The organism is Amycolatopsis sp. NBC_01286 (assembly GCF_035982555.1).
GTDB lineage: Bacteria > Actinomycetota > Actinomycetes > Mycobacteriales > Pseudonocardiaceae > Amycolatopsis.
The window spans coordinates 3,659,828-3,684,577 of the sequence record NZ_CP108428.1; the positions used below are offsets into that span (position 1 = coordinate 3,659,828).

Sequence of the window (24,750 nt, forward strand, 5' to 3'; positions counted from 1 at the left end):
TGGTCTGGACAACTGGGTCGTCGAGCGGGTATCCCTTTCTTCACTACGAAGAATAAGTCGGCGAACCTCCCCCTCGCCGACGGTCGTCGGATCGACTCCGCACCGCCCGTCCCCACGGTCCCAGGAGCTTTCATGCGCTTTTCCAAAACCCGAGCGGCACTCGTCGCGGCGTTGCCCGCCGTGCTGAGCGTCGCCGTCATCGCCGGCGTGCCCGGCACCGCGGCCGCGGCCGGCCCGGCTTTCCCGGCCCACTACGCGGCCCCCTACCTGCAGATCAGCGACTCCGACGCCGGCCAGATGTCCGCCGACATGAGCGCCACCGGCACCAAGTTCTTCACGCTCGCGTTCCTCACCCCGCAGTCCGGCTGCACGCCGGTCTGGGAAGCGAACGGCACCGGCGTCGGCTCGTTCAAGTCCCAGATCAGCGCGCTGCAGGCCGCGGGCGGCAACGTCATCCCGTCGTTCGGCGGCGCGGAGGGCGGCGAGCTGGCCCAGACCTGCACGAACACCGCCAGCCTGACCGCGGCGTACGCGAACGTGGTCAACAGCTACGGCACGAACCGCCTGGACTTCGACATCGAGGGTGACGTCCTCGGCGACACGGGCTCGAACCAGCGCCGCAACTCCGCGCTGGCCGCGCTGCAGCAGCAGAACTCCGCCGTCCAGGTCGACTACACCCTGGCCGTCGACCCGTCGGGCATTCCGGGCAACGAGCTGGACCTGCTGCGCGACGCCAAGAACAAGGGCGTCAAGGTCAGCGTCGTCAACCTGATGGTGATGGACTTCTACGACGGCCAGCCGGTCCTGGGCGACGCCCTGTCCGCGGCCCGCGCCAGCGCGTCGCAGCTGGCGAGCCTGTACGGCATCTCGACGTCGGCGGCCTACGCGATGATGGGCCTGACCCCGATCGCCGGCCGCAACGACGACGGCGCGCAGTTCAGCCAGTCCGACGCGCAGCAGCTGGAGACGTTCGCCGCCCAGAACGGCGTCGCGGAGCTGTCGTTCTGGGAGCTCCAGGACTACGACCGCGCGACGGGCTACGCGTACTCGAGGATCTTCAACGCGATCACCGGCGGCGGCACGACCACTCCGCCGCCCGCGGGCAGCGGCACGATCACCGGCTACGGCGGCAAGTGCGTGGACGTGGCAGGAGCCTCCTCGGCCAACGGCACGGCGGTGGACCTGTACACGTGCAACGGCACGACGGCCCAGAAGTGGACGTCGACCTCGGGCACGCTCCGAGCCCTGGGCAAGTGTCTCGACGTGAACGCGGCAAGCACGGCGAACGGCGCGAAGGTCCAGCTGTACGACTGCAACGGAACGGGCGCCCAGCAGTGGACCCACACGGGCAACCAGCTGGTCAACCCGGCCTCGGGCAAGTGCCTGGACGCCACGGGCCCCAGCTCCGCGGACGGCACCTTGCTGCAGATCTGGACGTGCGCGGGCAGCGCCAACCAGTCCTGGACGCTGAACTGAGCCACTAGGTCCACAGTAGACACGAGGCCGGCCGGGGACACCCCCGTCCGGCCTCGTGGCTCGCGAGGGCGGGGATCGCCTAGAGTGTGCGGTGCCCCCGTAGCCCAACTGGCAGAGGCAGTCGACTTAAAATCGACCCAGTGCGGGTTCGAACCCCGTCGGGGGCACTGTGCGGTCAGGCGGCCGAGCGTTCGCTCATCGGGCGTCGGCGGAGGGGGATCTCCTGCAGTGCTCGCGGTACGAAGTCCTGGTCCAGTGCGCTGACGTTCGTGCCCGGCGGGACGATCTCGTCGATTCGGTCCAAGACCTCGTCCGACAGGGTGACCTCCATGCCGGCCAGCAGGTCGTCCAGGTGGGCCATCGTTCGCGGGCCGATGATTGCGCTTGTCACTCCGGGGTGGGAGATTGCGAACGCCATCGCCAGGTGGGTCAGCGGGAGGCCGGCCGAAGCCGCCAAGGGGATCAGTTGCTCCACGACGTCGATGCGACGCGCGTCATTCAGGTGCTTAAGGAGGCCTGCTCGGCGGAGGTCGTTCGCGCCGTCTCGGCGGACTCGGCCTGTGAGCATTCCCTGGCCCAGTGGGCCCCAGACCAGGGTGCCCATTCCGTGGCGTTGTGTGGTCGGGAGGACTTCGCGTTCGATTCCTCGGCTCAGGATCGAGTACGGCGGCTGCTCTGTGTGGAACCGCTCGAAGTTGCGGCGGGAGGCCGTCCACTGGGCCTCGATGAGGTCCGATACCGGCATGGCCGACGTGCCGATTGCGCGGACCTTGCCGCTGTGGATCAGGTCGTTCAGGGCCGAGAGCGTTTCCTCGATGTCCGTCGACGGGTCGGGGCGGTGGATCTGGTACAGGTCTATGTGGTCCGTCTGCAGGCGGCGCAACGAAGTCTCTACCGCGGTCATGATCCAGCGCCTTGACGTGCCCTGGTGGTTGGGGTCTTCGCCCGTCGGGCGGCTGAACTTGGTGGCCAGGACTACGTTGTCGCGGCGGCCCTTCAGGGCCTTGCCCACTACGTCTTCTACGTCGCCGTAGGCGTCGGCCGTGTCCACGAAGTTGATGCCCGCGTCCAGGGCCTTGTGGATGACGCGGATCGAGTCCTCGGGGTCGGGGTTGCCGATCGACGTCGCGAACATCAGGGTGCCGAGCGCGTACGGGCTGACCTTGATGCCGGTGCGGCCGAGGGTGCGGTACTGCATGAGGGGTGGCTCCTGGGGGTAGTCTCGGGACGTAAGCGGAAAGCTCTTCCGCTACTATACGGAAAGGCTTTCCGGTTATGCAACCGCGCAAGCTGCGCGCCGATGCTCAGCGCAACGTCGACGCCCTGCTCGAAGCCGCCAAAAACGTCTTCGCCACCTCCGGCGTGGACGCTCCCGCGAAGGAGATCACCGACCTGGCCGGGGTCGGTGTCGGGACGCTCTACCGGCACTTCCCGCAGCGTGCGGACCTGGTCGTGGCCGTGCTGCACCGGGGGATCGACACCTGCGCCGTCGCCGGGCCGGCGCTCAGTGCCGAGCACGAACCGCGGGTGGCGCTCGTGGAGTGGCTTCGCCGGTACACCGCGTTCGTCGGGACCAAACGCGGCCTGGCAACGGCCCTGCACTCCGGGGACCCGGCCTTCGACGGCCTGCCCGGGTACTTCATGGAACGGCTCGAACCCGTGCTCGCGGCGCTGCTCGACGCCGCGGTCGCGACCGGCGGGATCCGCGCCGACGTCAGCGCCAAGGACCTGATGCACGCCATCGCGCTGTTGTGCCAGCCCGTGCGCGGCGAGGGCATCGAGTACAACCAGCGCATGGTCGGCGTGCTCGTCGACGGGCTCCGGCGCGCCTGAAACCCCGATGTACGCCGGGTGTACCCGCCCTGGATCCTCCCCGCCCACGCTGCACGGAAACCCGCATTCCGCGAGGTCATCCGTACGGGGAGAGCAGCATGACAACATCCAGCAAGGTGGGCCGCGCGGCCGTGTACGGCGTCGCCGGGCTCGCTACCGCCGCGGTCGGGGCCACCGCCGCCGGGGCCTTCGCCTCCGATGACGTGACGCCGGTCGCCGCGGCCACCGGGCGGCCCGCCGTCGCTCCGGCCGCCGTCGCGCCCGTCAAGGTCGCGCCCCTCGCGGCGCCGGCCGCGAAGGTCGCGCAGAAGGTCGCCCAGCCCGCAAAGCACGCTCCGGCCAAGCACAGCCAGGCCAAGCCGGGTTCCCACCAGAAGCGGCAGGTCGTGAAGCATCAGACCGTGCAGCCCGGGCAGGCCAACCACATCTCGCTGCCGCACCTCGTCGCCAAGCCGGTGGCGCTGCCGAAGCCCGTGCCGCCGCCGAAGCCGGCCACGCCGTCCGCGCTCGACCAGGCGACCGCCGAGGTCGGGGCGGCGAAGAAGGCCGTCGACGCCGCCGATCAGGCGCTGCACCAGGCGAAGGACCACCTCTCCAAGGCCGAAGCGCACCTCGCGGACGTCAAGCACCACACCCAGCACCGTAAGTCGCCCGCGAAGCCGACGCGCGACTCCGACCAGAAGCTGCTCGAGCAGGCCGGGTTCTCGCCCGCCATCGCGAAGAAGATCGCCGCCCACGAACACAAGTCCGTGACGTCGACGTCCACTTCGGACAGTGGGCCGTCGTCGTGGTCGTCCTCGACGGTGGTGCACCGATGAGCGCACGCCGGGCGCTGCTCTACACGGCTTCCGGCGGCTTCGTCGCCCTCGGGTTCGGGCTGCTCAGCGCGGGCGCGGCCGAGGCGAAGCCGACGCCGAACCCGTGCGCGTGCACGATTATTGGTGGGGGTGTGGGTGGGAAGCTGGTTCCCAGCGGCCCCGGCGGGGCGCTGCGCGACGACGGCCCGCTGCGGAAGCTCGACGCCGAGACCAAGAACCAGCCGGTGAACCCACCGCCGGCGCAGAAGAAGGATCCCGCCCCCAAGCAGCAGACGCCCAAGCAGCCGAAGCCGAAGCCGGAGAAGCCGAAGCCGCGTGAGGACTCCGGGCAAGAGGACAAGCCGCGCAAGCAGCAGGACGACAACAAGAAGAACCAGGACAACGAGGACCAGCCGAAGCAGCGGGACAGCGACGATCGGAAGGACCGCGACGACAACCAGGACCGGTCCGAGAAGAAGAACCGGGACGACGACAGGAACCAGGACGACAACAACAAGGACCGCGACAAGCAGCAGAAGAAAGAGAAGCAGCCCAAGCAGGAAAAGCAGCAGAAGAAGCCCGACTACCGGCAGGTCCGCAAGCAGGACGCCATCCCCGCCGACTACCGCCACAAGGCCGACGACAACGACGACCCGTGGCCGCAGCCGAACGCCGGCGATCCCTACCCCGCGGACCCGATCCCGATCACGCCCGCCTGCACACAAGGGGATTGCCTGCGCACCCAGGGCATTCTCCGCCGTTACGTGCAGGACGCGATGGACCGGCTCGACCAGCTCGGCGTGAAGGTCCAGTCGCAAGGTACGGACAGCGGGGCCGAGGTGACGGGCCCGGACAAGAAGGGCGGGATCGTCCACGCCGAGGCGCACTACGACTTCGACCACGGCACCTGGTCCGCCCTCGACGGCGGGATCCAGAACGGCGAATACGCGCTGACGGCCAAGGCGGAAGGCGGCGTCGAGGTCGGCAAGGACGGCGTCGGTGCCAAAGCCGAAGCCAAGGCCGGGCTCGACGTCAAGCTGCCCGAGGTGTCGAGCGGCCCCGGCCCGGTCACCGTGTCCGCGCAGCCCGAGCTGATGATCGGCCCGGGCGTCACCGCCGAGGCCACGCTGGGCAAGGGTGAGGACGGGAAGTACCGCGTGCACGTCAAGGCCGGCTTCTCACCGCTGGTCGGCGGCTCGCTGGGCCTCGACATGGAGGTCGACCCGCAGGCCATCGAGGACGGCGTGCTCACCAGCGACGTCTTCAAGGACTTCGTCTCCGCTGTCGCGGGCTGAGGAACAACCGGGGCGGGTGCCGATCGGCACCCGCCCCCCTCAGGCTTCGTGACGGCGTTCGTACAGCTCGCCGGCCAGTTCGCGGCCCATCAGCCCGCCGAACAGCCCGGCCGCGACGCCGGCGACGATCCCGCCCGGCGCGCCGATCAGCATCCCCGGCAGGACACCGGCCGCGATCGCGGCCAGCACGCCGCCGGCCGTGCTCGCCGCGGCCTGGCCCATCGGCGTCCGGACCGGGTGCTGGTAGTAGTACTCCTCCGCGGGCACCGCGTCGGACGTGTGTTCGTCGTCCTGCGGCGTGGCCGCCCGCTGGCCCAGCCAGACCTGCGCGGGCACGACGATGTAGCGCGGCGCGACCGGCCGCCGCAGCAGGCCGGTGCGGACCAGCGCGGACTGGAGCGACAGCCGCGGCCGCTCGGCGACGGTGGCGCCCACGTCAGCCCACCTTCACGGTGCCGTTGCCGCACACCGAAGCCGTCGACGCGCTGTGCCCGTCGGCCGACACCTTCCGGACGGTCTTGCACGGCCCGATGTCCCGCTGCTGCCCCGCCTTCAGGGTCGCGAGATCGGCCCGCGCCCGCGTCAGCTCGGCCTGCAGGTCCTTGACGCGCTGCTCGGCCTGGGCGACGCTCGGCCGGGTCGCGGCCCGCACGACGAACTTCTTCTGCGGCGCCGCCTTCGCGTGCTGAGCGGCGTGCCGCGTCGCGGGTTTCACCGCGTGGTGCCGCACGCCGGTGACCTGGTGAGCGGCCGGGGCGGCGACGTGCACCTTCGGCGCGGCCTTGTGCGTCGAAGCGGCCTGCTTCACGACAGGCTTCGAGGCGGGCTTCGAGACGGGCTTGGCTTCGGGTGCCTTGACCGTGGGCGCCTTCACCTCAGGAGCCTTGACGGCCGGTGCCGGGTGCGCAGCCGGTGTCTTCACCGCCGGTGTCTTCACGGCCGGAGACGCGTGCGGCGAAACGGCAGGTGCCTGCGTCATCGGGGCCTGGGCCGCCGCGGCCTGCGGAGCCGCCACGGTGTCGCTCTCGGCGGCCATGGCGTTCGCCGCGGTGGCGCCGATCGCGGCCGTCGCCAGGCCCGCGACGCCGTACACCGCCGCCCGGCCGATCCGGTTCGGTTTGCTCATCACAGTGCTCCCGGGAATCGAAGAAAGTCCTACCCGGAAATGGTGCGCGATCGCCGTCCAACCGCGATACAGTGCCAATACATCAGGAAAGCGAGAAACCCGTTCCCCGCACGGTCCGCACGATCGGCGGCGGCCCGAGTTTGCGCCGCAACTGCGCGATCACGACGTCGAGCACGTTGGACGTCGGCGCGACCAGCTCGTCCCACGCCGCCGCCTCCAGCTCGCGCCGCGTGACCGTGGTCCCGGCCGCCTCCAGCAACCGCCGGACCACGGCGAACTCCTTGGCCGTCAAAGAAACGAGCACACCGGAACGGTGGACTTCGTGCCGGGAGACGTCCAGGGAAAGGTCGCCGTGGCGCAGGACTTCGGGTCCCGAAGCGACGGCTCGGCGGCACAGGTTCCGCACCCGTGCGATCAGCTCGGCGACGGCGAACGGCTTGCCGAGGTAATCGTCGCCTTCGGCCAGTCCGGCGACGCGATCGGCGACGCTGTCGTGCCCGGTCAAGAACAGCACGGGAACCGTCCAGCCGGATTTCCGGTGGCCCCGGACAAAACCGAGGGAATCACCGTCCGGCAGTTTCCGGTCGAACACCGCGCAGTCGTAGGAATTGACGAACAACGCTTCGTCCGCGGTCGCCAGGTCGGGCGCCGTGTCGACGGCGAACCCGGCGTCGCGCAACGCCAGCTCGACGGCGAGGCGGATGTCCTCGTCGTCCTCGGTGACCAGTACCCGCACGGGCACCGAGCCTAGCCGGGTCATGCCACGTGCACCCCTTGGTCACCCGGCCGGGAAACCCGCGCCCGGTACCGCCCGGGGCCGGGCGCGGTGAGCAGGTGGACGTCGACCAGCCGTTCCAGCAGCCGCCGCGCCTCGGCTTGGCCCACCCGCAGCCGCCGCGCGACCAGCGGGACGCCGACCTCGCGCGGCAGCCCGGCGAACGCGCGGAACGCCGTCCGCTCGGCCGGGGCGAGCCGCTGCAAGGACGCGTCGAGCCGGGCCGGGGCGACCTCCGCCGCGAGCCACGCGACGACGTCGGCGATCCGCCAGTGCGGCCGCGCGGCGAGCCGGTCGCCGGCCGCGCGCAGCAGATCCGGTAGCCCGCCACAGAAGGCGAGCAGTTCGCCCAACGGTCGGTCGTCGCCCGCGCACGCGCGGACCAGGGCCGCGGCGGCTTCGTCGTCCAGCGGTGCCAGGGTCAGCCGACGCGCGCCGGGGACGTGCCAGCCGCCGTCGCGGGTCGTGATCAGCGTCCGGGCCGGGCCCGCGCCCGGCAGCAGCGGCGCGATCTGGCGCGCGCTGACGGCGTCGTCGAGGACCAGCAGGATCCGGCGGCCGGCGATCTCGGACCGCCAGAGCGCCGCGCGTTCGCCCAGGTCAGCGGGAAGAGCGTCGACGCCGATCGCGCGCAGCAGCCGGGCGAGCACCGCGCCGGGATCGCCGTCGGCACCCAGCTCGACGTGGAACTGGCCGTCCGGGAACCGCTCGGCCAGCTCGTGCGCGAGCCGCACGGCCAGCGCGGATTTCCCCACCCCCGGCATCCCTTCGAGCAGCACGACCGGCTCGGGCGCGTCCCGCAGCAGCGCGAGTTCGGCGTCGCGGCCGGTGAAGCCGGGGACGTCCCGGGGGAGTTCGCGCCGCGCCGGAGCGGGCCCGGACAGCGCCCGCCGGTAGGCCGCGGCGAGGCCGGCGCCGGGCTCGACGCCGAGTTCCGCGGCCAGCACCCGCCGCGCGTCGCAGTACGCGGACAGCGCTTCACCCCGGCGGCCGGCCGCCGTGAGCGCGTCGACCAGGAGTGTCCACGCGCCTTCGCGCAGCGGGTCCTCGGTGACCAGTTCCCGAAGCAGCACAACGGCTTCACCCGCGCGCCCGACCGCTTGCCGGGCGCGGGCCAGCAGCTCCCGCAGCTCCCAGCGCAGCTCGCCGAGCCGGACCGCCGCCGCGGCCGGCGGCTTCCCGGCCACCCCCTCGAACGGCCGCCCGCGCCACAGCGCGAGCCCCCGTCCCGCCAGCGCGGCGGCGGTCTCGTGCTCCCCCTCGGCCAGCGCGGCTCCCGCCCGCGCGGCCAGGTCGGCGGCCAGGTCCGCGTCGAGCTCCCCGGGCTCGACGCGGATCCGGTAGGCACCGGGCCGGTGCTCGATGCGCCCGCCGTCGCCCGGCGCCGGCAAGACCCGCCGCAGGCGCCAGATGTAGGTCTTGAGGTTGGCCTCGGCCGACGCGGGCGGGCGGCGGTCCGCCCAGGTCGCGTCCACCAGCTCGTCGACGCTCACCCAGGCGCCCGCGTGCCGCAGCAGCGTCGCCAGCACGGTGACCGGCTTGCCCGGCCCGAGCTCGAGCGCCGCGCCGTCGCGGCCACGCGCCGTCACCGGCCCCAGCACCTGGAAGAGCACCGTTTCCCCCTCGCGGTCCGGGCCGTCCGGCCCGTTGTGCCACCACCGTGCCGCGGCCCGCATGAGGTTTCGATGACATGATCGGCCGGTGAGCCGGGTGCTGGTGGTGGAGGACGACGAGGACCTGCGCACGGCCGTCGCGGTCGAGCTGCGGGCGGCCGGGTTCGACGTCGACGAGGCCGGCGACGTCGCGAGCGCCGACACGGCGTTCGCCCGCGACGCCTACGACTGCGCGGTGTTCGACCGCAAGCTGCCCGACGGCGATTCGCTCGGCTACGTCGCCGAGCGACGGCGAACCGGCTGGACGGTCCCGGTGCTGTTCCTGACCGGCCACGCCGGGGTCGCGGACCGCGTCGCCGGGTTCGAGAGCGGCGCCGACGACTACCTCGGCAAGCCGTTCGCGGTCGCCGAGCTGACCGCCCGGGTGCACGCGCTCTGCCGCCGTCCGGCCACCCGGCCGCCGCTGCTGCGGGTGGCCGACCTCGAGGTCGACACCGCCCGCCACGAAGCTCGCCGCGGCGGCACGACGCTGGCGTTGAGCGCCCGCGAGTTCGCCGTCCTGGAGTTCCTGATCTCGCGGCCCGGCCGGGCCGTCGCCCGCGCCGACCTGGTCGAACACTGCTGGGACACCGCGGCCGACCCGATGTCCAACGTCGTCGACGTCGTCATCCGCCGGATCCGCCGCAAGCTCGGCGAGCCGGACCTCGTGCACGCCGTCCGCGGGCTCGGCTACCGGCTCGGGGCGCCGGCGTGAGCGCGACGTCCGCGGCCCGGCTGCGCCGCCTGCGCTGGCTGCTCGTCTGGCTGTTCACCGGCCTCAACGCGGTCGGCTTGATCCTCTACTGCTGGCTGCTGGTCCGCGACGACGGCCGCAGCCGCGACCTCGCCCTGGACGCCCAGCTCCAGCGCGTCACCTCGACCGTCACCCGGCTGATCCACTACGACGGCGCGATCGTCACCGCCGACGTCGCGCGCGACCCGATGAACGCCGGCTGCCCGCAGTTCGCCGTGCTGCCCGGCGCCGACGTCCGGTTCACCGGCTACCAGTCGGCCCGCACCTGCGTCGCGGTCGACAACGCGACGCTGACCGGGCTCGCGCGCCAGGCCACCGAGTCCGGCACGCTGCTGAGCGGCACGGTCCAGGGCGGCGACGGGCTGGTCCGGGTGTGCGCGCAGCCGTTCCTCGAGCCGGGCGGCCGGTACGTCGGCGCGGTCGTGGCCACCCTTGACGCCCAGGAATCGGCCGACGCGCACGACGAGCGCGTGCTGCTGCTGATCGGCGGGTGCGTGCTGCTCGTCGGCGTCGCCGGGGTCGCGGGGTACCTGATCGCCGGGCGGGCGTTGCGGCCGGCCACGAAAGCCCTGGCGCAGCAGGAAATCCTCATCGCCGAGACCGCGCACGACCTGCGGACGCCGGTCGCGGCGCTGCGCGCGCTGGCCGAGACGGCGTTGCGCAACCCCGCGCACAGCGCCGACCTGCTGCCGCGCACCGTGCGGCTGGCCGGGCGGATGGGCGAGATCATCGACGGCCTGCTCGTCCGCGCCCGGCTGTCGGCGGGCGCCGACCAGCTCGCCGTCCGGCGCGTCCGGCTCGACGAGCTCGTCGCCGGCGTCGTCCGCGAAACCCCGGCCGAGGGCGGCGAAGTCACGCTCACCGCGGCCCCCACCGAGATCGACGCCGACCCGGTCCTCGTGCAGCGGGCCATCGCGAACCTGCTCGACAACGCCCTGCGCTACGGCCACGAGCCCGGCGCGCGGGCGGTCGTGCACATCACCGTGGCCGGCGGCCGGGTCACCGTCGCCGACCACGGCCCCGGCGTCGACGCGGCCCGCGCGGAAGCGGCGTTCGAGCAGTTCACCGGCGAGGGCTCGTCGAGCGGGCTCGGGCTGTCGATCGTGCGGTGGGTCGCCCAGGCCCACGGCGGCGAGCTGCGCGTCTACAACGCCGAACAGGGCGGCGCGATCTTCGAGCTGGTGCTGCCGCTCAGCGCACCGTGAACGGCGCCCACGGCGGCAGGCTCAGCGGGCCGTCGCCGGTGTCGTAGGCCAGGTAGGCGAAGTAGCGGCCGGGCGCCGGAAACGCCGTCGTGACCACAAAATCGGCCGCCGACGGCGTCAGCGGGAAGTCCGGGCGGGCCGGGAAGTCGTGGAACGCGCCGCGGTCGTCGCGGACCTTCACCACGAGCGTCCGCAGCCGGACCGAGCGATCGCCCGCGACGCGCACGCGGGCGGTGACCGGCTGCCCGGCGGCGGGCGTGGCCGGCTCCAGCGTCACCGAGCCGACGACCGTCAGCGGGCCGTCCGGCGCGGCCGCGGGCAGCACCGGGTCCTCGGCGGCGCGGGCGAGCGCGAAGGTCAGCAGCCCGGTCAGCACCGGCACGGCCAGCAGCCCGGCCACCGCCGTGACCGGCCGGTTCGCCGCCATCCGGACCCCCTCGGTGTACGCGGAATGGACCAGGACTGTATCCGATGGCTTACGCTGAGCGGGTGCAGGGAAGTGGCGTGAAGGGTGGCGCGCCGCGGGGGGCCGGCCGTGGTTTGCGGTCGAGACTGCCCGTGGCGCTGGTCGCGATCGGCGGGGTCGCGGTGGTGACGCTGGCGCTCACGGGAGCCGTGAGCCCGACCTCCGGTCTGTCGTTTTCGCCGTCCGGGCACTGGGTGGTCAACCCCGGGCTCGGGCTCGTGCTGCACGTCAACGGCGCTTCGCGCAGCGTCGACGCGAAGGCCGCGGTGCCCGGCCTCGCACCGGGGGATTCCGTGGTGCAAGGGGATTCCAGCGGGTACGTCGTCGGGCCGTCGCAGGCGACGCAGTTCGGCAAATCCGACCTCGCGGTGACCGGCAGCACCCCGCTCCCGGTCACCGGGGAACACCCGGTGCTGCTCGAAACCGACGGCGGGCCCTACCTCGTCTTCCGCGACGCCGGCAGCGTCGTGCGGCTCGGTGACACCATGACCGTCGTCCCCGCGGGCGGGAAGCTCGGCGATCCGGTGGCCGCGAAGGACGGCACGGTGTGGGTCAACCGCGTCGACACCGGCTCGGTCTGCGACCTGCCGAAGGCCGCCGACCAGCTCGCCTGCCCCGCCGCGGCGCCGCCCGGGCACGCCGGCGCCCTCACCCTGGTGGGGGAAAAGCCGGTCTTCGTCGACACCACGGCCGGCACGTTCAGCGCGGTCGGTCCCGGCGGTCTCGAACCGGCCGTCGCGCTCGGCGTCGACGTCCCGCCCGGCGCGCGCGTCGCGGGCTCGGACGCGCAGGGACGCGTCGCGATCTTCGACCCCTCGGCCAACCGGCTGCACCTGGTCGACACGGCCGCGCTGACCCGCGACCGGCCGGGCGTCCCGCCGATCACCGTCGACGTCCCGCCGGGTGACTACGCGACCCCGGCCGCCACCGGCGACACCGTCGCGCTGCTCGACAAGCACGGCCGGACGCTGCGCACCTACGGCGCCGACGGCCGCGGCCGCGACGTCACGCCGATCCCGGCCGAGCCGGGCGATCCGCGGCTCAGCAAGGGCGAGGACCAGCGACTCTACATCGACGGCGACGCCGGCAAGCACGTCGTGGTCGTCGACCCGGACGGCTCGGCCGCCGACGTCCCGGTCGTCGCGGACCCGCCGAAACAGGCGCCGCCGGTCGCACCGCCGCCGGTCACGCCGACCCCGCCGCCTCCGTCGCCGTCCTCCGGGCGGCCGGATCCGCCGCGGCCGCCCGCGCCCCCGAAGCCGGCTTCGACGCGGCCCGCGGCCCCGCCTTCGCGAACCACACCACCGGCGCCGCCCGCGCCGCCTGCCTCGCCGCCGGTGGTCGCCGCGCCCGCGACGCCGCCGGGCGTGCCGGGCGGGCTGTCCGCCTCGGTCAGCGGATCGACCGCGGCGGTCCGCTGGTCGGCCGCGGCTCCGAACGGCGCCGCCGTCACCGCGTACCACGTGAGCTGGGCCCGCACGGACGGCTCGGGCGCGGGCTCGCTCGACACGGCCGGCCGCTCCGCGTCCATTCCGGGCCTGGTCGCGGGCGCGACCTACCGCGTCCAGGTCGCGGCGCAGAACAGCGCCGGGCGGGGCGCGGCGGCGTCGACGACGTTCACGCGGGCGGCGCCGAAACCGTCGATCAAGATCAGTCGCGGGACCCGTCCCCAAGGTGATGAGCGAGACTGCGACCAGCCGGAGGACACCCCCTCCTGCGCGTGGATGCACGTCGTGCTGACCGGGTTCCAGCCCAACACGAGCTACCACGTCCAGCCGAACGCGAGCAACAGCGGTTACGACAACCCAGGCCTCACGAAGAGCACGGACGAAAACGGATCCATGACCTTGAACGCGTTCTACTACTACGGCGTCGGCAACACGGTGTGGGTGACGGTCGGCTCGGTCAGCTCCAACCGCCTCGTCTGGCGGGCGTCTTGAGCACTCGCGCCGCCGAGGTCTACCGCGCGATCGCCGACAACGTCAGCCAGGTCGTGCGCGGCAAGCCGGAGCTGATCCGGCTGACCGTCGCCGCGTTGTTCGCCGAAGGGCACCTGCTGCTGGAGGACGTCCCGGGCGTCGGCAAGACGACGCTGGCGCAGTGCCTCGCGCGCAGCGTCGGCGGGACCTGGCACCGCATCCAGTTCACGCCGGACCTGATGCCCGGCGACATCACCGGCGTGACGGTCTACCGGCAGAAGGACGAGGACTTCGTCTTCCACCCCGGCGGGGTGTTCGCGAACGTCGTCGTCGCCGACGAGATCAACCGCGGTACGCCGAAGACGCAGTCGGCGCTGCTGGAGGTGATGAGCGAGCAGCGGGTCACCGTCGACGCCGTCGGGCACGACGTGCCGCGCCCGTTCCTCGTGGTGGCGACGCAGAACCCGATCGAGATGGAGGGCACCTACCGGCTGCCCGAGGCCCAGCTCGACCGGTTCCTGATGCGGCTGACCGTCGGCTACCCCGACCTCGCCTCGGAGGTCCTGGTGATCATGAGCGAGGCGGCCGGGGTGAGCCCGCGCGACTTGCCCGCGGTCGTCGACCTGCCGACCGTGACGGCGGCGATCGCCGAGGTCCGGGCGTCCCACGTGGACCGGGGGGTGTGCGAGTACGCGGCGCGCCTCGCGGCGGCCACCCGCGGTCACCCGGCCGTGCGGTTCGGCGCCAGCCCGCGCGGCAGCATCGCGCTGGTCCGCGCCGGGCAGGGGCTGGCGGCCACCGCCGGCCGCGCGTACGTCACCCCGGACGACATCAAGGACGTCGCGATCCCGGTGCTCGCGCACCGGCTGGTGCTCACCGCCGAGGCCGAACTGGGCCGGCGTGGTGCCGACGAGATCGTGCGCGAGGTGCTCGACGCCGTCCCGGCACCCGGGCCGCTGCCCGTCGCCGCGCGGTGAACGTGCGGCTCACGCCGCGTGGCGTGGCCTTCCTCGTCGTCTCGCTGCTGCTCTTCGGCGGCGGCCAGTGGGGTGGGTACCCGCTGCTGCGGGCGCTCGGCGCGGCCGGCCTCGGCGCGGTCGCGGCGGCGATCGCGCTGACCGCGCGCCGGGTCCGGGTCGACGTCACGCGGGCGGTGCACCCGGACCGCGTCGAACGGGGTGAACCCGCGCTGGCCCGGCTGACCGCGACGGCGCCCGGCCGGCGGCAGAGCGGGTGCTACGCCACCGACCGGGCCGGCCGGTTCCGGCGGACCGTGCGGATCCCGCCGCTGCACCCCGGCGTCAGCCGGACCCTGCACTACGAGCTGCCGACGTCGGTGCGCGGGCGCCAGACCGTCGGCCCGCTGAGCCTGCACCGGGCGGACCCGTTCGGGCTGGCGCGCAACCGCGTCGCGACCGGCGAGACCGCGACGTTGTGGGTGCACCCGCGCCGGTACGCGGCCAAGGCGCCGTCCGCGGGCCATCCGCGTCACCACCACGAAGGCGTCACCTCCGACGACTCCCTGCGCGGCTCGACCGACCTGCAGGAGATCCGCGAGTACCAGCCCGGTGACGAGGTGCGGCACCTGTACTGGAAGGCCACGGCGCGCACCGGCCGGCTGATGGTGCGCGACTACGCCGACCCGGAGCAGCCGCGGTTCACCCTGCTGCTCGACACCCGCCGGGACGTCTTCGGGCCGGAGGTGTTCGAGGAAGCCGTCGACCTCGCGGCGTCGCTGCTGGTGGCCGCCGCGCGGGCCGGCCGGCACACGCGGCTCGTCACGCCCGGTGGCACCGATCGGCCGTCCGCGGGCGGGATGGCCGCGGTGCTGCCCCTGCTGGACGAGCTCTGCGAACTCCGTCAGTCCGAAGTGGACACGGCGTTGGTGCCGGCCGGGCTGCTGCACGGATCGGGCGGCGGCTGCCTCGTGGTCGTCACGGCGACGGCGGACCCGTCGACGCTGGCCGAGCTGCGGCCGCGGTACCGCGCGGCGTACGTCCTCGAACTCGGGCCGCCCGCGCCGCCGCGCGCGGGTTCCGGCGTCCTGGTGTTGCGCGCGGGACAGGCTCGCGAAGCCGTCGCGCGGTGGAACGAGGTCGCGTGACGACCCGGTTGGCCGTGGTGGCGGCCGTCGCCGTCGCGGGCCTGTTGTTCGGGCCGGTGTTCGGCTGGACGCCGCTGCTGCTGCCGGTGCTCGTCACGGCGGCCGTGCTGTTCGGCGTCGCGCAGCTGTGCGAGCTGCGGCCCGGCCTGGCGACCTGGCGACCGGTGCTGGTGGTCGTGGCGGGCCTGCTCGCGGTCGTCGGCACGGTGCTGGTCCCGATGTCCGTTGTGGACATTCTCGGTGCGCTCGGCACCGGCGTCACGCGGTCGTGGCGGCTGGTGCTGCAGTCGACGTGGCCCGCCCGGCCCGAGCCCGCGCTGCTGGTGTTCGTGCCGCTGCTGGTGGTGCTCGCCGGGACCGCGGCGCTGGAACTGCTGGCGCGCCTGCGCCGTCCGCTGCCCGCGCTCGCGCCGAGCGCCGTGGTCCTGGTGCTCAGCCAGCTGTTTTCGGCGGCGTCCGGGCTGACGGCGCTGATCGCCGCGGTCGCGTACTTCGCGTGCGTGCTGACCGCGTGTGTCACCGCGCGGGCCGGCGCGGTGGCGGTCCCGGTGACGGCGTTGGTGGCGGTGGTGCTGGCCGGAAGCCTGCCTTCGGCGGCGGCGTATTCGCTGCAGGAGCAGGAGGTGCCGCGCGTCGACGTCCGCACGGGCAGCCCGCTCGACGAGATCGCCGCCCGGCTCGCGCGGCCCGGCGAGCCGGTGTTCGACGTCCGCGGCGCGAGCCCGGACCGGTGGCCGCTGGTGGTGCTCGACGCCTTCGACGGCGTCGAGTGGACGGCCGGCCACGACTACCGCCGGCTGGGCCGCGAGCTGGCGCCGCCGCCCGCGGTGCCGGTGCGGCGGGACAGCGCGGAGATCAGCGTCCGGCCCGGGCAGGGCCCGTGGCTGCCGTCGCAGCCGCTGCCCGCGGCCGTGACCGGCACCGATCCGCTGGTGGAGGCGGCCGAGGGGTCGCTGCTGGCGCCGGTTCCGGACGCGGCGACGACGTATTCGCTGAGCTGGTGGACGCCGGAGGTCTCGGCCGCGGCCCAGCTGGACGGCGCCGCGCCGGGCGGGCTGGCCGACGTCGGCGCGGTCCCGGACGGCATCCCGGAGCTGGCCGCGCAGGCGGTGCACGGCCTGCGTCCGACGTTCGAGAGCGCGCTGGTCCTGGAACGCTTCTTCCGCGACGGCTACCGCCGCGCGACGGGCACCGCATTGCCCGCCGGCCACGGCTGGCCGCAGCTGAGCGACTTCCTGCTGGTCACGAAGAGAGGAACAAGCGAACAGTTCGCGGCGGCGTACGTCGCGTTGGCGCGCATCCTCGGCATCCCGGCCAGGCTGGTCGTCGGCTACCGCCCCCCGCCGGGCGCGACGACGGTGCACAACGGCGACGTCCTGGCGTGGCCGGAGGTAGCGGTGACGGGCGTGGGCTGGGTCCCCCTGGACCCGAGCGGCTCGGCTTCTTCGGCGACGGGTTTAGCCGCCATGACCGACCGGGCGCGGGCCGCGTTGCCGCCGTCGCAGGAGCTGAAGGACCCCCCGGTGGCCCCGCCGACGGTGCCGAGTTCGCAGGCGGTGGCGTCCGGCTCGTTCCCGTTCGGTGTCTTCTTCGCGGGTCTGGGCCTGCTTCTGGTGCTGTGGCTGGTGGGCGTTCCACTGGCGAAGACGCTGCGGACTTGGCGACGTCGTTCGAGGCAGGGGGCCGGGGCGGTGCGGGGGGCTTGCGAGGAGGTCCGCGACCGGTTGCGGGACCTGCGGGTCCCGCTGCGGCCGGGGATGACGCTCCGGGACTACGCCGGGTTGGTCCCCGCCGCTGGGGGCGGTCTCACGGAGCTGAGTTCCATTGTGGACAGTGCATTGTGGTCTGGTCACCCGGCGGGCGACGAGAGCTCCCGAGCCTGGGCGGCGGTTCGCGCGGTGCGCGCCGGGCTGCGGGGCAGCGGTGTTGTGGCCCGGATACGGGGTGCGCTGAACCCTCGGTCGCTGTTCACGCGGGGTTGACGCTCACCGGCCGCAGGTGGCGCCGCGGAGGGGTTGGGGCTGGCTCTCCACGGTGTGGGTTCCGTCGGTGGCCTGGACCAGGAAGCAGTACTTGCGCCCCGGATCGACGGGGACCCGCAGTGTGCGGTTCCGATCGGCGTACCGGGTTCTCGCCGGTTCACCTTCGGCCGCCACGATGACCGCGAACTCCAGGGTGCCCGTCGCGTGCCAGGTCAGGTCGACGTAGCTGCCGCCATCGGCCGGGGGATCGAGCACCAGAGCCGGACCGCTCGCGCTGCTGGCGGCCGCCGAACTGGGCGCGGGCGGCGCCGGGGGCGGGGTGAGCGGGGCGGGATCGTCACGCAGCAGCACCACGGCCACCACCACGACAACCGCGACCAACGCGGGAACGCCGAGCAACACCCCGAGCCGCCCACTACGCCGAGGCCGCGAGGCCGGCCCGGAGACGGCAACGAGAGAGCGACCCGGCTCATCCCGGTCCCCGGCGAACGACCGGACGGAGTCGCCACGGTCCCCAGTGAACGAACCGGTGAGTGCGCCGCGGTCGCCGCCGGGTGCCCGGCCCGGTTCCGGACCGGATCCGGCGGCTGAGTGGTCGGGTTCGAACTGGTTGCCGTTGAACGAGCGGGTGAGTTCGCCGCGGTCGCCGCCGGGTGCTCGGCCTCGCTCCGGACCGGATCCGGTAGTCGATTGGGTGGAGTCGGCTCGGTCGCCACTGAACGAACCGGTGTGTGCACCACGGTCGCCGCCGGGCGCCCGGCCCGGTTCCGGACCGGATCCGGCGGTCGGGTAGTCGGATCCGAACCGGTCGCCATTGAACGAACCGGTGTGTGCGCCATGGTCGCCGGTGGGTGCTTGGCCTCGTTCTGGACCGGATCCGGTGGTCGGGTGGGTGGAGTCGGCTCGGTCGTCGGTAAAGGAACCGGTGTGTGCGCCACGGTCGCCGGTCGGTCTGGCAGGTACCTGGCCCGGTTCCCCGCCGAACCCGACGGGCGTGCGGCCGAAGTCGGGCTCCTCGCCCGCGGCCGAGCGGCCGAGTGCGGGCTGATCCCCGGCGAATGAGCGCCCCGGCCCGGCAAGCGGGCCGCCGCCCGGCCTGGGAGCCGCTGTGTCGCCCGGCGTCTGCGTCACCGGGGTGCCCGGCGTCGAAGCCTGGTCCGCCGCCAACTCTGCCAAGCGCCCGGCGACATACGCGGCGTCGATCGGACGGTTCGCCGGATCGGGCGAAAGCAATCCCGTCACCAGGTTCTCCAGCCCCGGCGGCAGGTCCGGCCGTCCGATCGGCGCCGGAAAGCCGTGCAGGATCCGTAGTACGTGGTCCGGCGAGCCGTCGCCGGGGAACGGTGGCCGGCCCGTTGCCGCGTAGTACAGCAGTGCTCCCAAGCCGTACAGGTCTGTGCGCTCGTCGGTGATCGCGTCGCGGACCGTTTCCGGGGCGCGGAATCCCAGCGCCGATGTCTCGCCGCCGAACGCTGTTCGCAGGGCCAGGCCCGCGTCCGTCAGGACCGGTTCGCCGTCCGGGCGGAAGAGGACGTTCCCGGGGGTGAGACCGCCGTGGACTACGCCCGCCGTGTGGATGGTCGCCAGAGCCGTGGCCAAGGCCTCGCCCAGGGCCGTTGTGTCCGCCGCGTCCAGGGGGTCCAGGTCCGCCAGGGACTGCGAACACAACGGCAGCCGCAACACCGCGCGGCCATCCGGCAACGCGTCGATGTCCGGGAGCAGTACGGAAGTGCTCCGCAGCCGGGCCAGTTCGCGCTCCAGCGCACTCCGCGTCGGGCGGTCCAGCGGGCCGGGGAAGATCTTCAGTGCGAACGCCGTGTCCCCCTCGACACCCGCGTACACCTCGGCGACCGGTCCGGTCCCGACCAGCACCAGGTCGTCGAACGGCGTGTCGATCGTCATCGCGAGCGTGGTCCCCCGGGGTCGTGCGAAAGTTTCCCCCGAATTCTCCCACGGCGACCCTCGTGCGCCATACCGTCCACAGTGGTCGATCAAGAGTCCGGTTTGTCGGGTATGCAGACCTCGGAAAACGCGGTTTCGAGGTAGCAATCTGCACTTTTCTGGCTTCTTCTTGCCCTTCTGGACAACACATTCGAGTTAACGGGGACACCGGAAGTGGCCCCTGTGAGGTCCATGTATGCTCCGGTGTCGCTTGACCGGGTGATCAGTCACCCGAATTGGTGGCCGTCGTGATCGGGGCTTGGTCTCACGCGGTCATTGACTTCGTGATTCGGGCTTGGATAGGAGATTTATGCAGGTCAGGTCAGGACTCGTGCGTGGCGGGATCGCGGCTCTCGCCGCGGCCGCCGCTGTCATGGTCGGCGCTCCGGCCGCCCTCGCCGACGACGGTGCCGCTCACGGCCGGGTCGACGGAAACAGTGGCACCGTCGGTTACCGGCTCAACCTCGGGAAGGGCGGCGACTACATCGCCGAGCTGTTCTCGATGAAGCTGTCCGACGGCAGCACCCTCAAGCTCTACTGCGTGCAGATCACCGTCGGCCTGCGGACCGACGTCGACATGGTCGAGCGCCCGTGGAACAAGTACCCCGCCAAGGGCCCGTTCAACGAGAACAGCCCGAAGATCAACTGGGTCCTGCACCACGGCTACCCGGGCACCGGCCTCGACGCGCTCGGCAGCGCGCTGGGCAAGGCGGGCGTCACCGTTCACGGCGGCGTCTCCGAGCGTGAGGCCATCGCCGCGACGCAGGCCGCGGTGTGGCACTTCAGCGACGGCGTGAACCTCGACGCCACCAAGCCGCTGGCCGAGGAGAACTCGGCCGACGCCAACGCCGACGTCGCCGCGCTGTACGGCTACCTGACCGGTGACCAGAACAAGGGTCTCGCCGCGCAGCCGAAGCCGACGCTGAACGTCGCCGCGGACAAGACCGAAGGCACCGCGGGCAGCAAGATCGGCCCGTTCTCGGTCGCGACCTCCGGTGACATCACCGCGCTGACCAGCCAGCTGCCCGACGGCGTCAAGATCACCGACGCCGACGGCAAGGAGCTGAAGGCTTCGGACGTCAAGGACGGCACCAAGCTCTACGTCGACATCCCGGCCGGCACCAAGCCGGGCAAGGGCGCCTTCGAGCTCAAGGCCAGCGGCGAGCTGGACACGGGCCGTCTGTTCGTCTCCGAGAACTACGCGCGGCAGCCGGCCCAGTCGCTGATCGTCGCCGACTCGGAGAAGACCGAGGTGACCGCGAACGCGGCCGCCAGCTGGACCGAGGCCGGCGCGCCGGCCACGAGCCCCGCGCCGACCACCCCGGCCGGTTCCCCGGGCGGTGGCGGCGAGCTCGCCAACACCGGTGTCGACGCGGCCGTGCCGTTCACCGTCGGCGGCCTGCTGCTCGGTGGCGGCGCGCTGATGCTGCTGGTGAGCCGTCGCCGCAGCCGTGCGTGAGCTGAACTGATCTGAACTGATCTGAACGAAACGGGGCCGGTCCACAGTGGACCGGCCCCGTTTTCGCACCCGACGAACGGATTGCGACCTTCGGGGCGAAAGCGGCGAACCGTGCACGCAGTGGTCTAGACTTTTCCGCCGACCGGCGAAGGGACGAGATCATGCGCGGTACGACCGTTCCGCCCGGGACGCCGTGTCCCTCGCCGCGCGCGGGGGAGCTGCCGGTGCACCGGCTGGAGCTGCCGGCGCCGCACGCGGTGCCGTTCGCCGTCGGGACGTTCGACACGATCGGGCCGCTGTCACGCGCGGAGTTCCCGCACCGGCACACCTTCCACGAGCTCGTGCACGTCACCGGCGGCACCGGGACGCACGTCGTCGACCTGGCCCGCTGGCCGCTGCGGCCGCCGCACCTCGGCGTCATCGCCGCCGGGCAGGTGCACCACTGGGCCGGCGTCCGGGGCCTGTCCGGGCACGTCGTGCTCTTCACCGACGACTTCCTGCTCGACTACCCGGCCGACCGCGAGCTCCTGCGACGGCTGGGCGAACGGCCGTGGCTGGAGCTGGACGACCGCGCCGACGCCGACGTCACGCGGCTCGTCACCGAGCTGGAGGCGGAACACCGCCGCGGCGCGGACTCGGTGGTGCGGGCGCTGCTGCACGTCCTGGTCGTGCGCGTGGGACGCCTTCCCGGGACGCCGGACGCGCCGCCCGTGCGCGCCGGGGCGGTGGCGGCGGAGTTCGCCCGGCTCACCGGACGCGCCGACCTCGGGCTGTGGTCGGTGCACGCGCACGCCGAACGCATCGGCGTCACCCCGGGGTACCTCACGGAAGCGGTCAAGGCCGCGACCGGCCGCACGGCCGCGCAGCTCGTGCGGGAGGCGCGGGTCCGGGAGGCCAAGCGGTTCCTGCTCCGCACGGACCTGACCGTCCGGCAGGTCGCGAGCCGCGTCGGGTTCGCCGATCCGGCGTACTTCTGCCGGTTCTTCCGGCGGGAGACCGGGCTGAGCCCAGGCGACTTCCGCCGCACCGGCGAGAAGCACCACGACTGACGGCGCCAGTCCATCGTCGGCGGCCCGGGGCGCTCCTACCGTCGAAAGCATGGACGAAGAGACCAAGCTGAGCCGCAAGACGGTGCTGCGGGCCGCATTGGCCGCCGGCGTCGCGGCGCCCGTCGCGCTGCTCGGCGGCCCCGCGCTCGCCCGTACCGCGGCCGTGGGCGGCTAGGCGCCGGAGCTGACGCCGTCGTGCCACGACGACGACGATCCGACGCCCGAACAGACCGAAGGTCCGTACTTCAAGCCGAACTCGCCGGAACGGACCTCGCTCGTCACGCCGGGCACCCAGGGCACGCGGCTGACCGTGACGGGCTACGTCTTCGGGCTCGCGTGCCTGCCGGTGAACCGCGCGCTGCTGGACTTCTGGCAGGCGGACGTCAACGGCGCCTACGACAACACCGGCTTCACCTTCCGCGGCCACCAGTACACCAACGCCCAGGGCGCGTTCACGCTGTCGACGATCGTGCCCGGCCTCTACCCGGGCCGCACCCGGCACATCCACGTGAAGGTCCAGGCGCCGGGCCGGCCGATCCTGACCACGCAGCTGTACTTCCCGAACGAGCCGCGCAACAACACCGACACGATCTTCGACGCGCGGCTGCTGATGACCGTGCGGGACAACGGGAACGCGAAGGAGGCCGCGTTCGACTTCGTGCTGAACGTGCCGCAGACGCCGACCACCACCGGCACGCCGCCCCCGACCACGTCGACGCCGCCCGGCGGCACGACCTGGGCGGCGGGCACGAACTACGCGGCCGGCGCCCGCGTCACCTACAGCGGCCGGGATTACGTGTGCTTACAGGGGCACACGGCCCAGCCGGGCTGGGAGCCACCGAACGTCCCCGCGTTGTGGCGGACGGCCTGAGGCTCCCAGCGTGGGGTCGTGAGTGTTTAGGGCGGTTCTAACCGCCCTAAACACTCACGACCGGGGTCAGCAGTAGAGGTTGGCGCCGGGGTCGACGCCGAGGACCGAGCTGATCGAGCGGTACTTGGAGACGCGGCTCTCGACCTGGGCCGGGTTGCCGCCGTTGCACTCGATCGAGCCGTTGATGCTGCGGATCGTCTCGCCGAAGCCGCGGCCGTTGACGATCGCGTTGTGCGGCGTCATCGTGCCCGGGCCGGTCTGGGTGTTCCAGTACCAGAGGCCGGTCTTCCACGCGACGGCCGAGTTCTGCTCGACCTGCCAGGGGTTGCCGAGCAGGTCGATGCCCAGGGCGTCGCCCGCGGCCTTGTAGTTGAAGTTCCAGCTGAGCTGGATCGGGCCGCGGCCGTAGTACGCGGCCTGGCCGGCCGGGCAGCCGTAGGACTGGCTGGTGTCGCAGTAGTGCGGGTAGTTGGCCGTGTTCTGTTCGACGATGTAGACGAGGCCGCCGGTCTCGTGGTCGACGTTCGCCAGGAACGCGGCCGCCTCCTGCTTCTTCACCGTGTCACTGCCCGTGTTCGCGAAGCCGGGGTAGGCGGACAGCGCCGCGGTCAGGCCGCTGTAGGAGTAGAAACCGTTGCGGCCCGGGAAGATCTGGTTGAACTGCGCTTCGCTGACGACGAACGAGCCCGGGTTGCCGGGGTTCGTGCCGCCGCCGTCGCAGCTGTAGGGCTCCCAGTACCAGGTGCTGATGATCGGGTCGTAACCCGGGTTCGCGTTCTTGGCGCGGTAGTAGCCGCCGTTGGTGTACTTGACGATCGCACCGACGTCGTACCACTGGCCCGCGACCCAGTTGGGCGCGTTGCAGGTCGTCCCGCCACCGCCGCCGTCACAGCTGTAGGGCTCCCAGTACCAGGTGCTAATGATCGGGTCGTAACCCGGATTCGCGTTCTTGGCGCGGTAGTAACTGCCGTTGGTGTACTTGACGATCGCACCGACGTCGTACCACTGGCCGGCGACCCAGTTGGGCCCGCTGCACGCCGCGGCGGCGGCCTGCGGGGCGGCGGTGGACAACGCGGGCACACCGAGCACGAGCGCGGCTGCGGCCGCAAAAGCGGAAATCACCGCGACAAGACGTCTTCTCAAGGCTCGCTCACTCCTTCGGCCACGACAGGGTCCGGACGTGGGGAGGCGTCCGGGTGTCGAAGAGGGGGTGCTCATCCGGCCGGGAAGAACGTGACACCAGTCACTAGAGCAGATTGGTCTAGTCCAGTCAAGAAACCTGGCCCGCGCGGGCAACGGGTCTGCGCGAACGGCCCTGGCATGATGCGGCCATGACCGGACATGTCACGCGCGCCGCCGCGGGCAGCGACGTCGGACGCCGCTACTCCGCCAACTTCGATGTCGTGCACCTGACCGAGGATCCGTTGCTCGCGGTGGTCGCCGACGGAATGGGCGACGGCGAAGGCAGCCGGATGGCCGGACGGACCGCGGTCGACGTCTTCGTTGCGGGCGCAGGTGATTCCGCGGACTCGTTGCGGGAGGCGGTCGCTTCGGCGCAACGGCAGGTGAGCGAGTCCGGCCGGCGGATCGGCGGCCTGGCCGGGTGCACGCTCACCGCGCTCGTCGAGTCCGGCGGCGGGTACTGGCTCGTCCAGATCGGCGACTCGCGCGCGTACCGGCTGCGCGAGGGCCTGCTGGAGCTGCTCACCACCGACCACACGATGGCCTGGCTCGGCGCGGTCAACGGCTGGTACGCGTTCGACTCGCCCCAGGCGTCGGCCGCGCGGTACCAGCTGACGCGCTACATCGGGCACCCCGCGCACCCGGAGCCGGACGTGCTCAGCCTCGCGCTGCGCCCGGGCGACGTCCTGCTGTTGTGCAGCGACGGCGTCGCCGAGCAGGTGCCCTACGAGCGGATCCGCGAGATCCTCGGGCGGCCGGTCGAGCCGGCCGAGCAGGTCCGGCGGCTGCTGGCCGTCGCGGAGGCGGCGGGCGGCCAGGACAACGCGACGGCGGTCGTCGTCCAGGTGTCCTAGCTCGCGCTTG

21 protein-coding genes, 1 tRNA gene and 1 pseudogene are annotated in these 24,750 nt (G+C 72.7%); 15 read left to right on the top strand and 8 right to left on the bottom strand.

Translation table 11 applies throughout. From position 1 onward, the window contains the following. The first annotated feature begins 132 nt into the window (after nucleotides 1-132). Both OG570_RS17790 and OG570_RS17795 read left to right on the top strand, forming a co-directional pair. Complete coding sequence (locus tag OG570_RS17790) at nucleotides 133-1,476, top strand: ricin-type beta-trefoil lectin domain protein (RefSeq protein WP_326957762.1); 1,344 nt, start codon at nucleotides 133-135, stop codon at nucleotides 1,474-1,476. Between the two features lie 93 nt (nucleotides 1,477-1,569). Continuing rightward, nucleotides 1,570-1,643: transfer RNA gene (locus tag OG570_RS17795), tRNA-Leu, on the top strand. Between the two features lie 8 nt (nucleotides 1,644-1,651). Here the strand turns inward: OG570_RS17795 and OG570_RS17800 are convergent. Then, nucleotides 1,652-2,674 carry an aldo/keto reductase gene (locus OG570_RS17800; RefSeq protein WP_326957764.1) on the bottom strand — a complete coding sequence of 341 codons (1,023 nt, stop codon included), beginning with the start codon at nucleotides 2,672-2,674 and terminating at the stop codon, nucleotides 1,652-1,654. 77 nt (nucleotides 2,675-2,751) lie between these two features. On the opposite strand from OG570_RS17800, the gene OG570_RS17805 reads away from it, so the two are divergent. The 3 genes from OG570_RS17805 (at nucleotide 2,752) to OG570_RS17815 (ending at nucleotide 5,401) form a co-directional block, all read left to right on the top strand. Continuing rightward, nucleotides 2,752-3,309 (top strand): TetR/AcrR family transcriptional regulator, encoded by a 558-nt coding sequence (locus tag OG570_RS17805; protein ID WP_326957766.1) that lies wholly within the window; start codon nucleotides 2,752-2,754, stop codon nucleotides 3,307-3,309. Nucleotides 3,310-3,407: 98 nt separating this feature from the next. Beyond that, on the top strand, nucleotides 3,408-4,127 hold the full coding sequence (locus OG570_RS17810) for a hypothetical protein (RefSeq protein WP_326957768.1): 720 nt from the start codon (nucleotides 3,408-3,410) through the stop codon (nucleotides 4,125-4,127). Continuing rightward, nucleotides 4,124-5,401 (top strand): hypothetical protein, encoded by a 1,278-nt coding sequence (locus OG570_RS17815; protein ID WP_326957770.1) that lies wholly within the window; start codon nucleotides 4,124-4,126, stop codon nucleotides 5,399-5,401. Before OG570_RS17810 ends, OG570_RS17815 begins: the two co-directional genes overlap by 4 nt. 39 nt (nucleotides 5,402-5,440) lie before the next feature. Here OG570_RS17815 and OG570_RS17820 read toward each other — a convergent pair whose 3' ends face one another. The 4 genes from OG570_RS17820 to OG570_RS17835 form a co-directional block, all read right to left on the bottom strand. Continuing rightward, nucleotides 5,441-5,836 (bottom strand): hypothetical protein, encoded by a 396-nt coding sequence (locus OG570_RS17820; protein ID WP_326957772.1) that lies wholly within the window; start codon nucleotides 5,834-5,836, stop codon nucleotides 5,441-5,443. Nucleotide 5,837: 1 nt separating this feature from the next. Beyond that, nucleotides 5,838-6,527 carry a hypothetical protein gene (locus tag OG570_RS17825; protein WP_326957774.1) on the bottom strand — a complete coding sequence of 230 codons (690 nt, stop codon included), beginning with the start codon at nucleotides 6,525-6,527 and terminating at the stop codon, nucleotides 5,838-5,840. An 82-nt stretch (nucleotides 6,528-6,609) separates the two neighbouring features. Next, nucleotides 6,610-7,287, bottom strand: a complete 678-nt coding sequence (locus OG570_RS17830; RefSeq protein WP_326957776.1) for a winged helix-turn-helix domain-containing protein — start codon at nucleotides 7,285-7,287, stop codon at nucleotides 6,610-6,612. Further along, entirely contained in the window at nucleotides 7,284-8,978 is a 1,695-nt protein-coding gene (locus OG570_RS17835; protein ID WP_326957778.1) for an AfsR/SARP family transcriptional regulator, read from the bottom strand. The genes OG570_RS17830 and OG570_RS17835 overlap by 4 nt, the downstream gene beginning before the upstream one ends. Nucleotides 8,979-9,003: 25 nt before the next feature. Between OG570_RS17835 and OG570_RS17840 the strand changes: the two genes are divergently transcribed. Both OG570_RS17840 and OG570_RS17845 read left to right on the top strand, forming a co-directional pair. Next, entirely contained in the window at nucleotides 9,004-9,669 is a 666-nt protein-coding gene (locus tag OG570_RS17840; protein WP_326957780.1) for a response regulator transcription factor, read from the top strand. Further along, the gene (locus OG570_RS17845) at nucleotides 9,666-10,913 is read left to right on the top strand and encodes a sensor histidine kinase (protein WP_247057808.1); all 1,248 of its coding nucleotides are present in this window, start codon (nucleotides 9,666-9,668) and stop codon (nucleotides 10,911-10,913) included. Before OG570_RS17840 ends, OG570_RS17845 begins: the two co-directional genes overlap by 4 nt. On the opposite strand, the gene OG570_RS17850 is transcribed toward OG570_RS17845, so the two are convergent. Beyond that, nucleotides 10,900-11,340 (bottom strand): hypothetical protein, encoded by a 441-nt coding sequence (locus tag OG570_RS17850; RefSeq protein ID WP_326944409.1) that lies wholly within the window; start codon nucleotides 11,338-11,340, stop codon nucleotides 10,900-10,902. The genes OG570_RS17845 and OG570_RS17850 overlap by 14 nt on opposite strands. Nucleotides 11,341-11,471: 131 nt before the next feature. Between OG570_RS17850 and OG570_RS17855 the strand changes: the two genes are divergently transcribed. From OG570_RS17855 to OG570_RS17870, 4 genes are read left to right on the top strand one after another with little or no spacing between them, the layout of a single operon-like run. Then, the gene (locus tag OG570_RS17855; RefSeq protein ID WP_326957783.1) at nucleotides 11,472-13,319 is read left to right on the top strand and encodes a fibronectin type III domain-containing protein; all 1,848 of its coding nucleotides are present in this window, start codon (nucleotides 11,472-11,474) and stop codon (nucleotides 13,317-13,319) included. Continuing rightward, complete coding sequence (locus tag OG570_RS17860) at nucleotides 13,316-14,275, top strand: AAA family ATPase (protein WP_326944407.1); 960 nt, start codon at nucleotides 13,316-13,318, stop codon at nucleotides 14,273-14,275. Before OG570_RS17855 ends, OG570_RS17860 begins: the two co-directional genes overlap by 4 nt. A 23-nt stretch (nucleotides 14,276-14,298) precedes the next feature. Next, a complete protein-coding gene (locus tag OG570_RS17865; protein ID WP_326957785.1) occupies nucleotides 14,299-15,402 on the top strand; it encodes a DUF58 domain-containing protein in 1,104 nt (367 codons plus the stop codon). Beyond that, a complete protein-coding gene (locus tag OG570_RS17870; protein WP_326957787.1) occupies nucleotides 15,399-17,384 on the top strand; it encodes a transglutaminase family protein in 1,986 nt (661 codons plus the stop codon). The genes OG570_RS17865 and OG570_RS17870 overlap by 4 nt, the downstream gene beginning before the upstream one ends. A gap of 3 nt (nucleotides 17,385-17,387) precedes the next feature. Here the strand turns inward: OG570_RS17870 and OG570_RS17875 are convergent, their stop codons facing one another. After that, nucleotides 17,388-19,286 carry a serine/threonine protein kinase gene (locus OG570_RS17875; RefSeq protein ID WP_326957789.1) on the bottom strand — a complete coding sequence of 633 codons (1,899 nt, stop codon included), beginning with the start codon at nucleotides 19,284-19,286 and terminating at the stop codon, nucleotides 17,388-17,390. A gap of 349 nt (nucleotides 19,287-19,635) precedes the next feature. Here OG570_RS17875 and OG570_RS17880 point away from each other — a divergent pair, with 349 nt between their 5' ends. The 3 genes and pseudogenes from OG570_RS17880 to OG570_RS17890 all read left to right on the top strand — a co-directional run bounded on the left by OG570_RS17880 (nucleotide 19,636) and on the right by OG570_RS17890 (nucleotide 22,704). Next, nucleotides 19,636-20,784: a thioester domain-containing protein gene (locus OG570_RS17880; protein WP_442788277.1), complete on the top strand. Its 1,149-nt coding sequence runs from the start codon at nucleotides 19,636-19,638 to the stop codon at nucleotides 20,782-20,784. Nucleotides 20,785-20,945: 161 nt separating this feature from the next. After that, complete coding sequence (locus tag OG570_RS17885; protein WP_247057794.1) at nucleotides 20,946-21,833, top strand: helix-turn-helix transcriptional regulator; 888 nt, start codon at nucleotides 20,946-20,948, stop codon at nucleotides 21,831-21,833. Between the two features lie 49 nt (nucleotides 21,834-21,882). After that, nucleotides 21,883-22,704: pseudogene (locus OG570_RS17890) on the top strand (dioxygenase family protein). Between the two features lie 66 nt (nucleotides 22,705-22,770). Here OG570_RS17890 and OG570_RS17895 read toward each other — a convergent pair. After that, nucleotides 22,771-23,793 (bottom strand): chitinase, encoded by a 1,023-nt coding sequence (locus OG570_RS17895; RefSeq protein WP_326960062.1) that lies wholly within the window; start codon nucleotides 23,791-23,793, stop codon nucleotides 22,771-22,773. Nucleotides 23,794-24,035: 242 nt separating this feature from the next. Between OG570_RS17895 and OG570_RS17900 the strand changes: the two genes are divergently transcribed. After that, nucleotides 24,036-24,740 carry a PP2C family protein-serine/threonine phosphatase gene (locus tag OG570_RS17900; protein ID WP_326944401.1) on the top strand — a complete coding sequence of 235 codons (705 nt, stop codon included), beginning with the start codon at nucleotides 24,036-24,038 and terminating at the stop codon, nucleotides 24,738-24,740. Nucleotides 24,741-24,750: the final 10 nt, after the last annotated feature.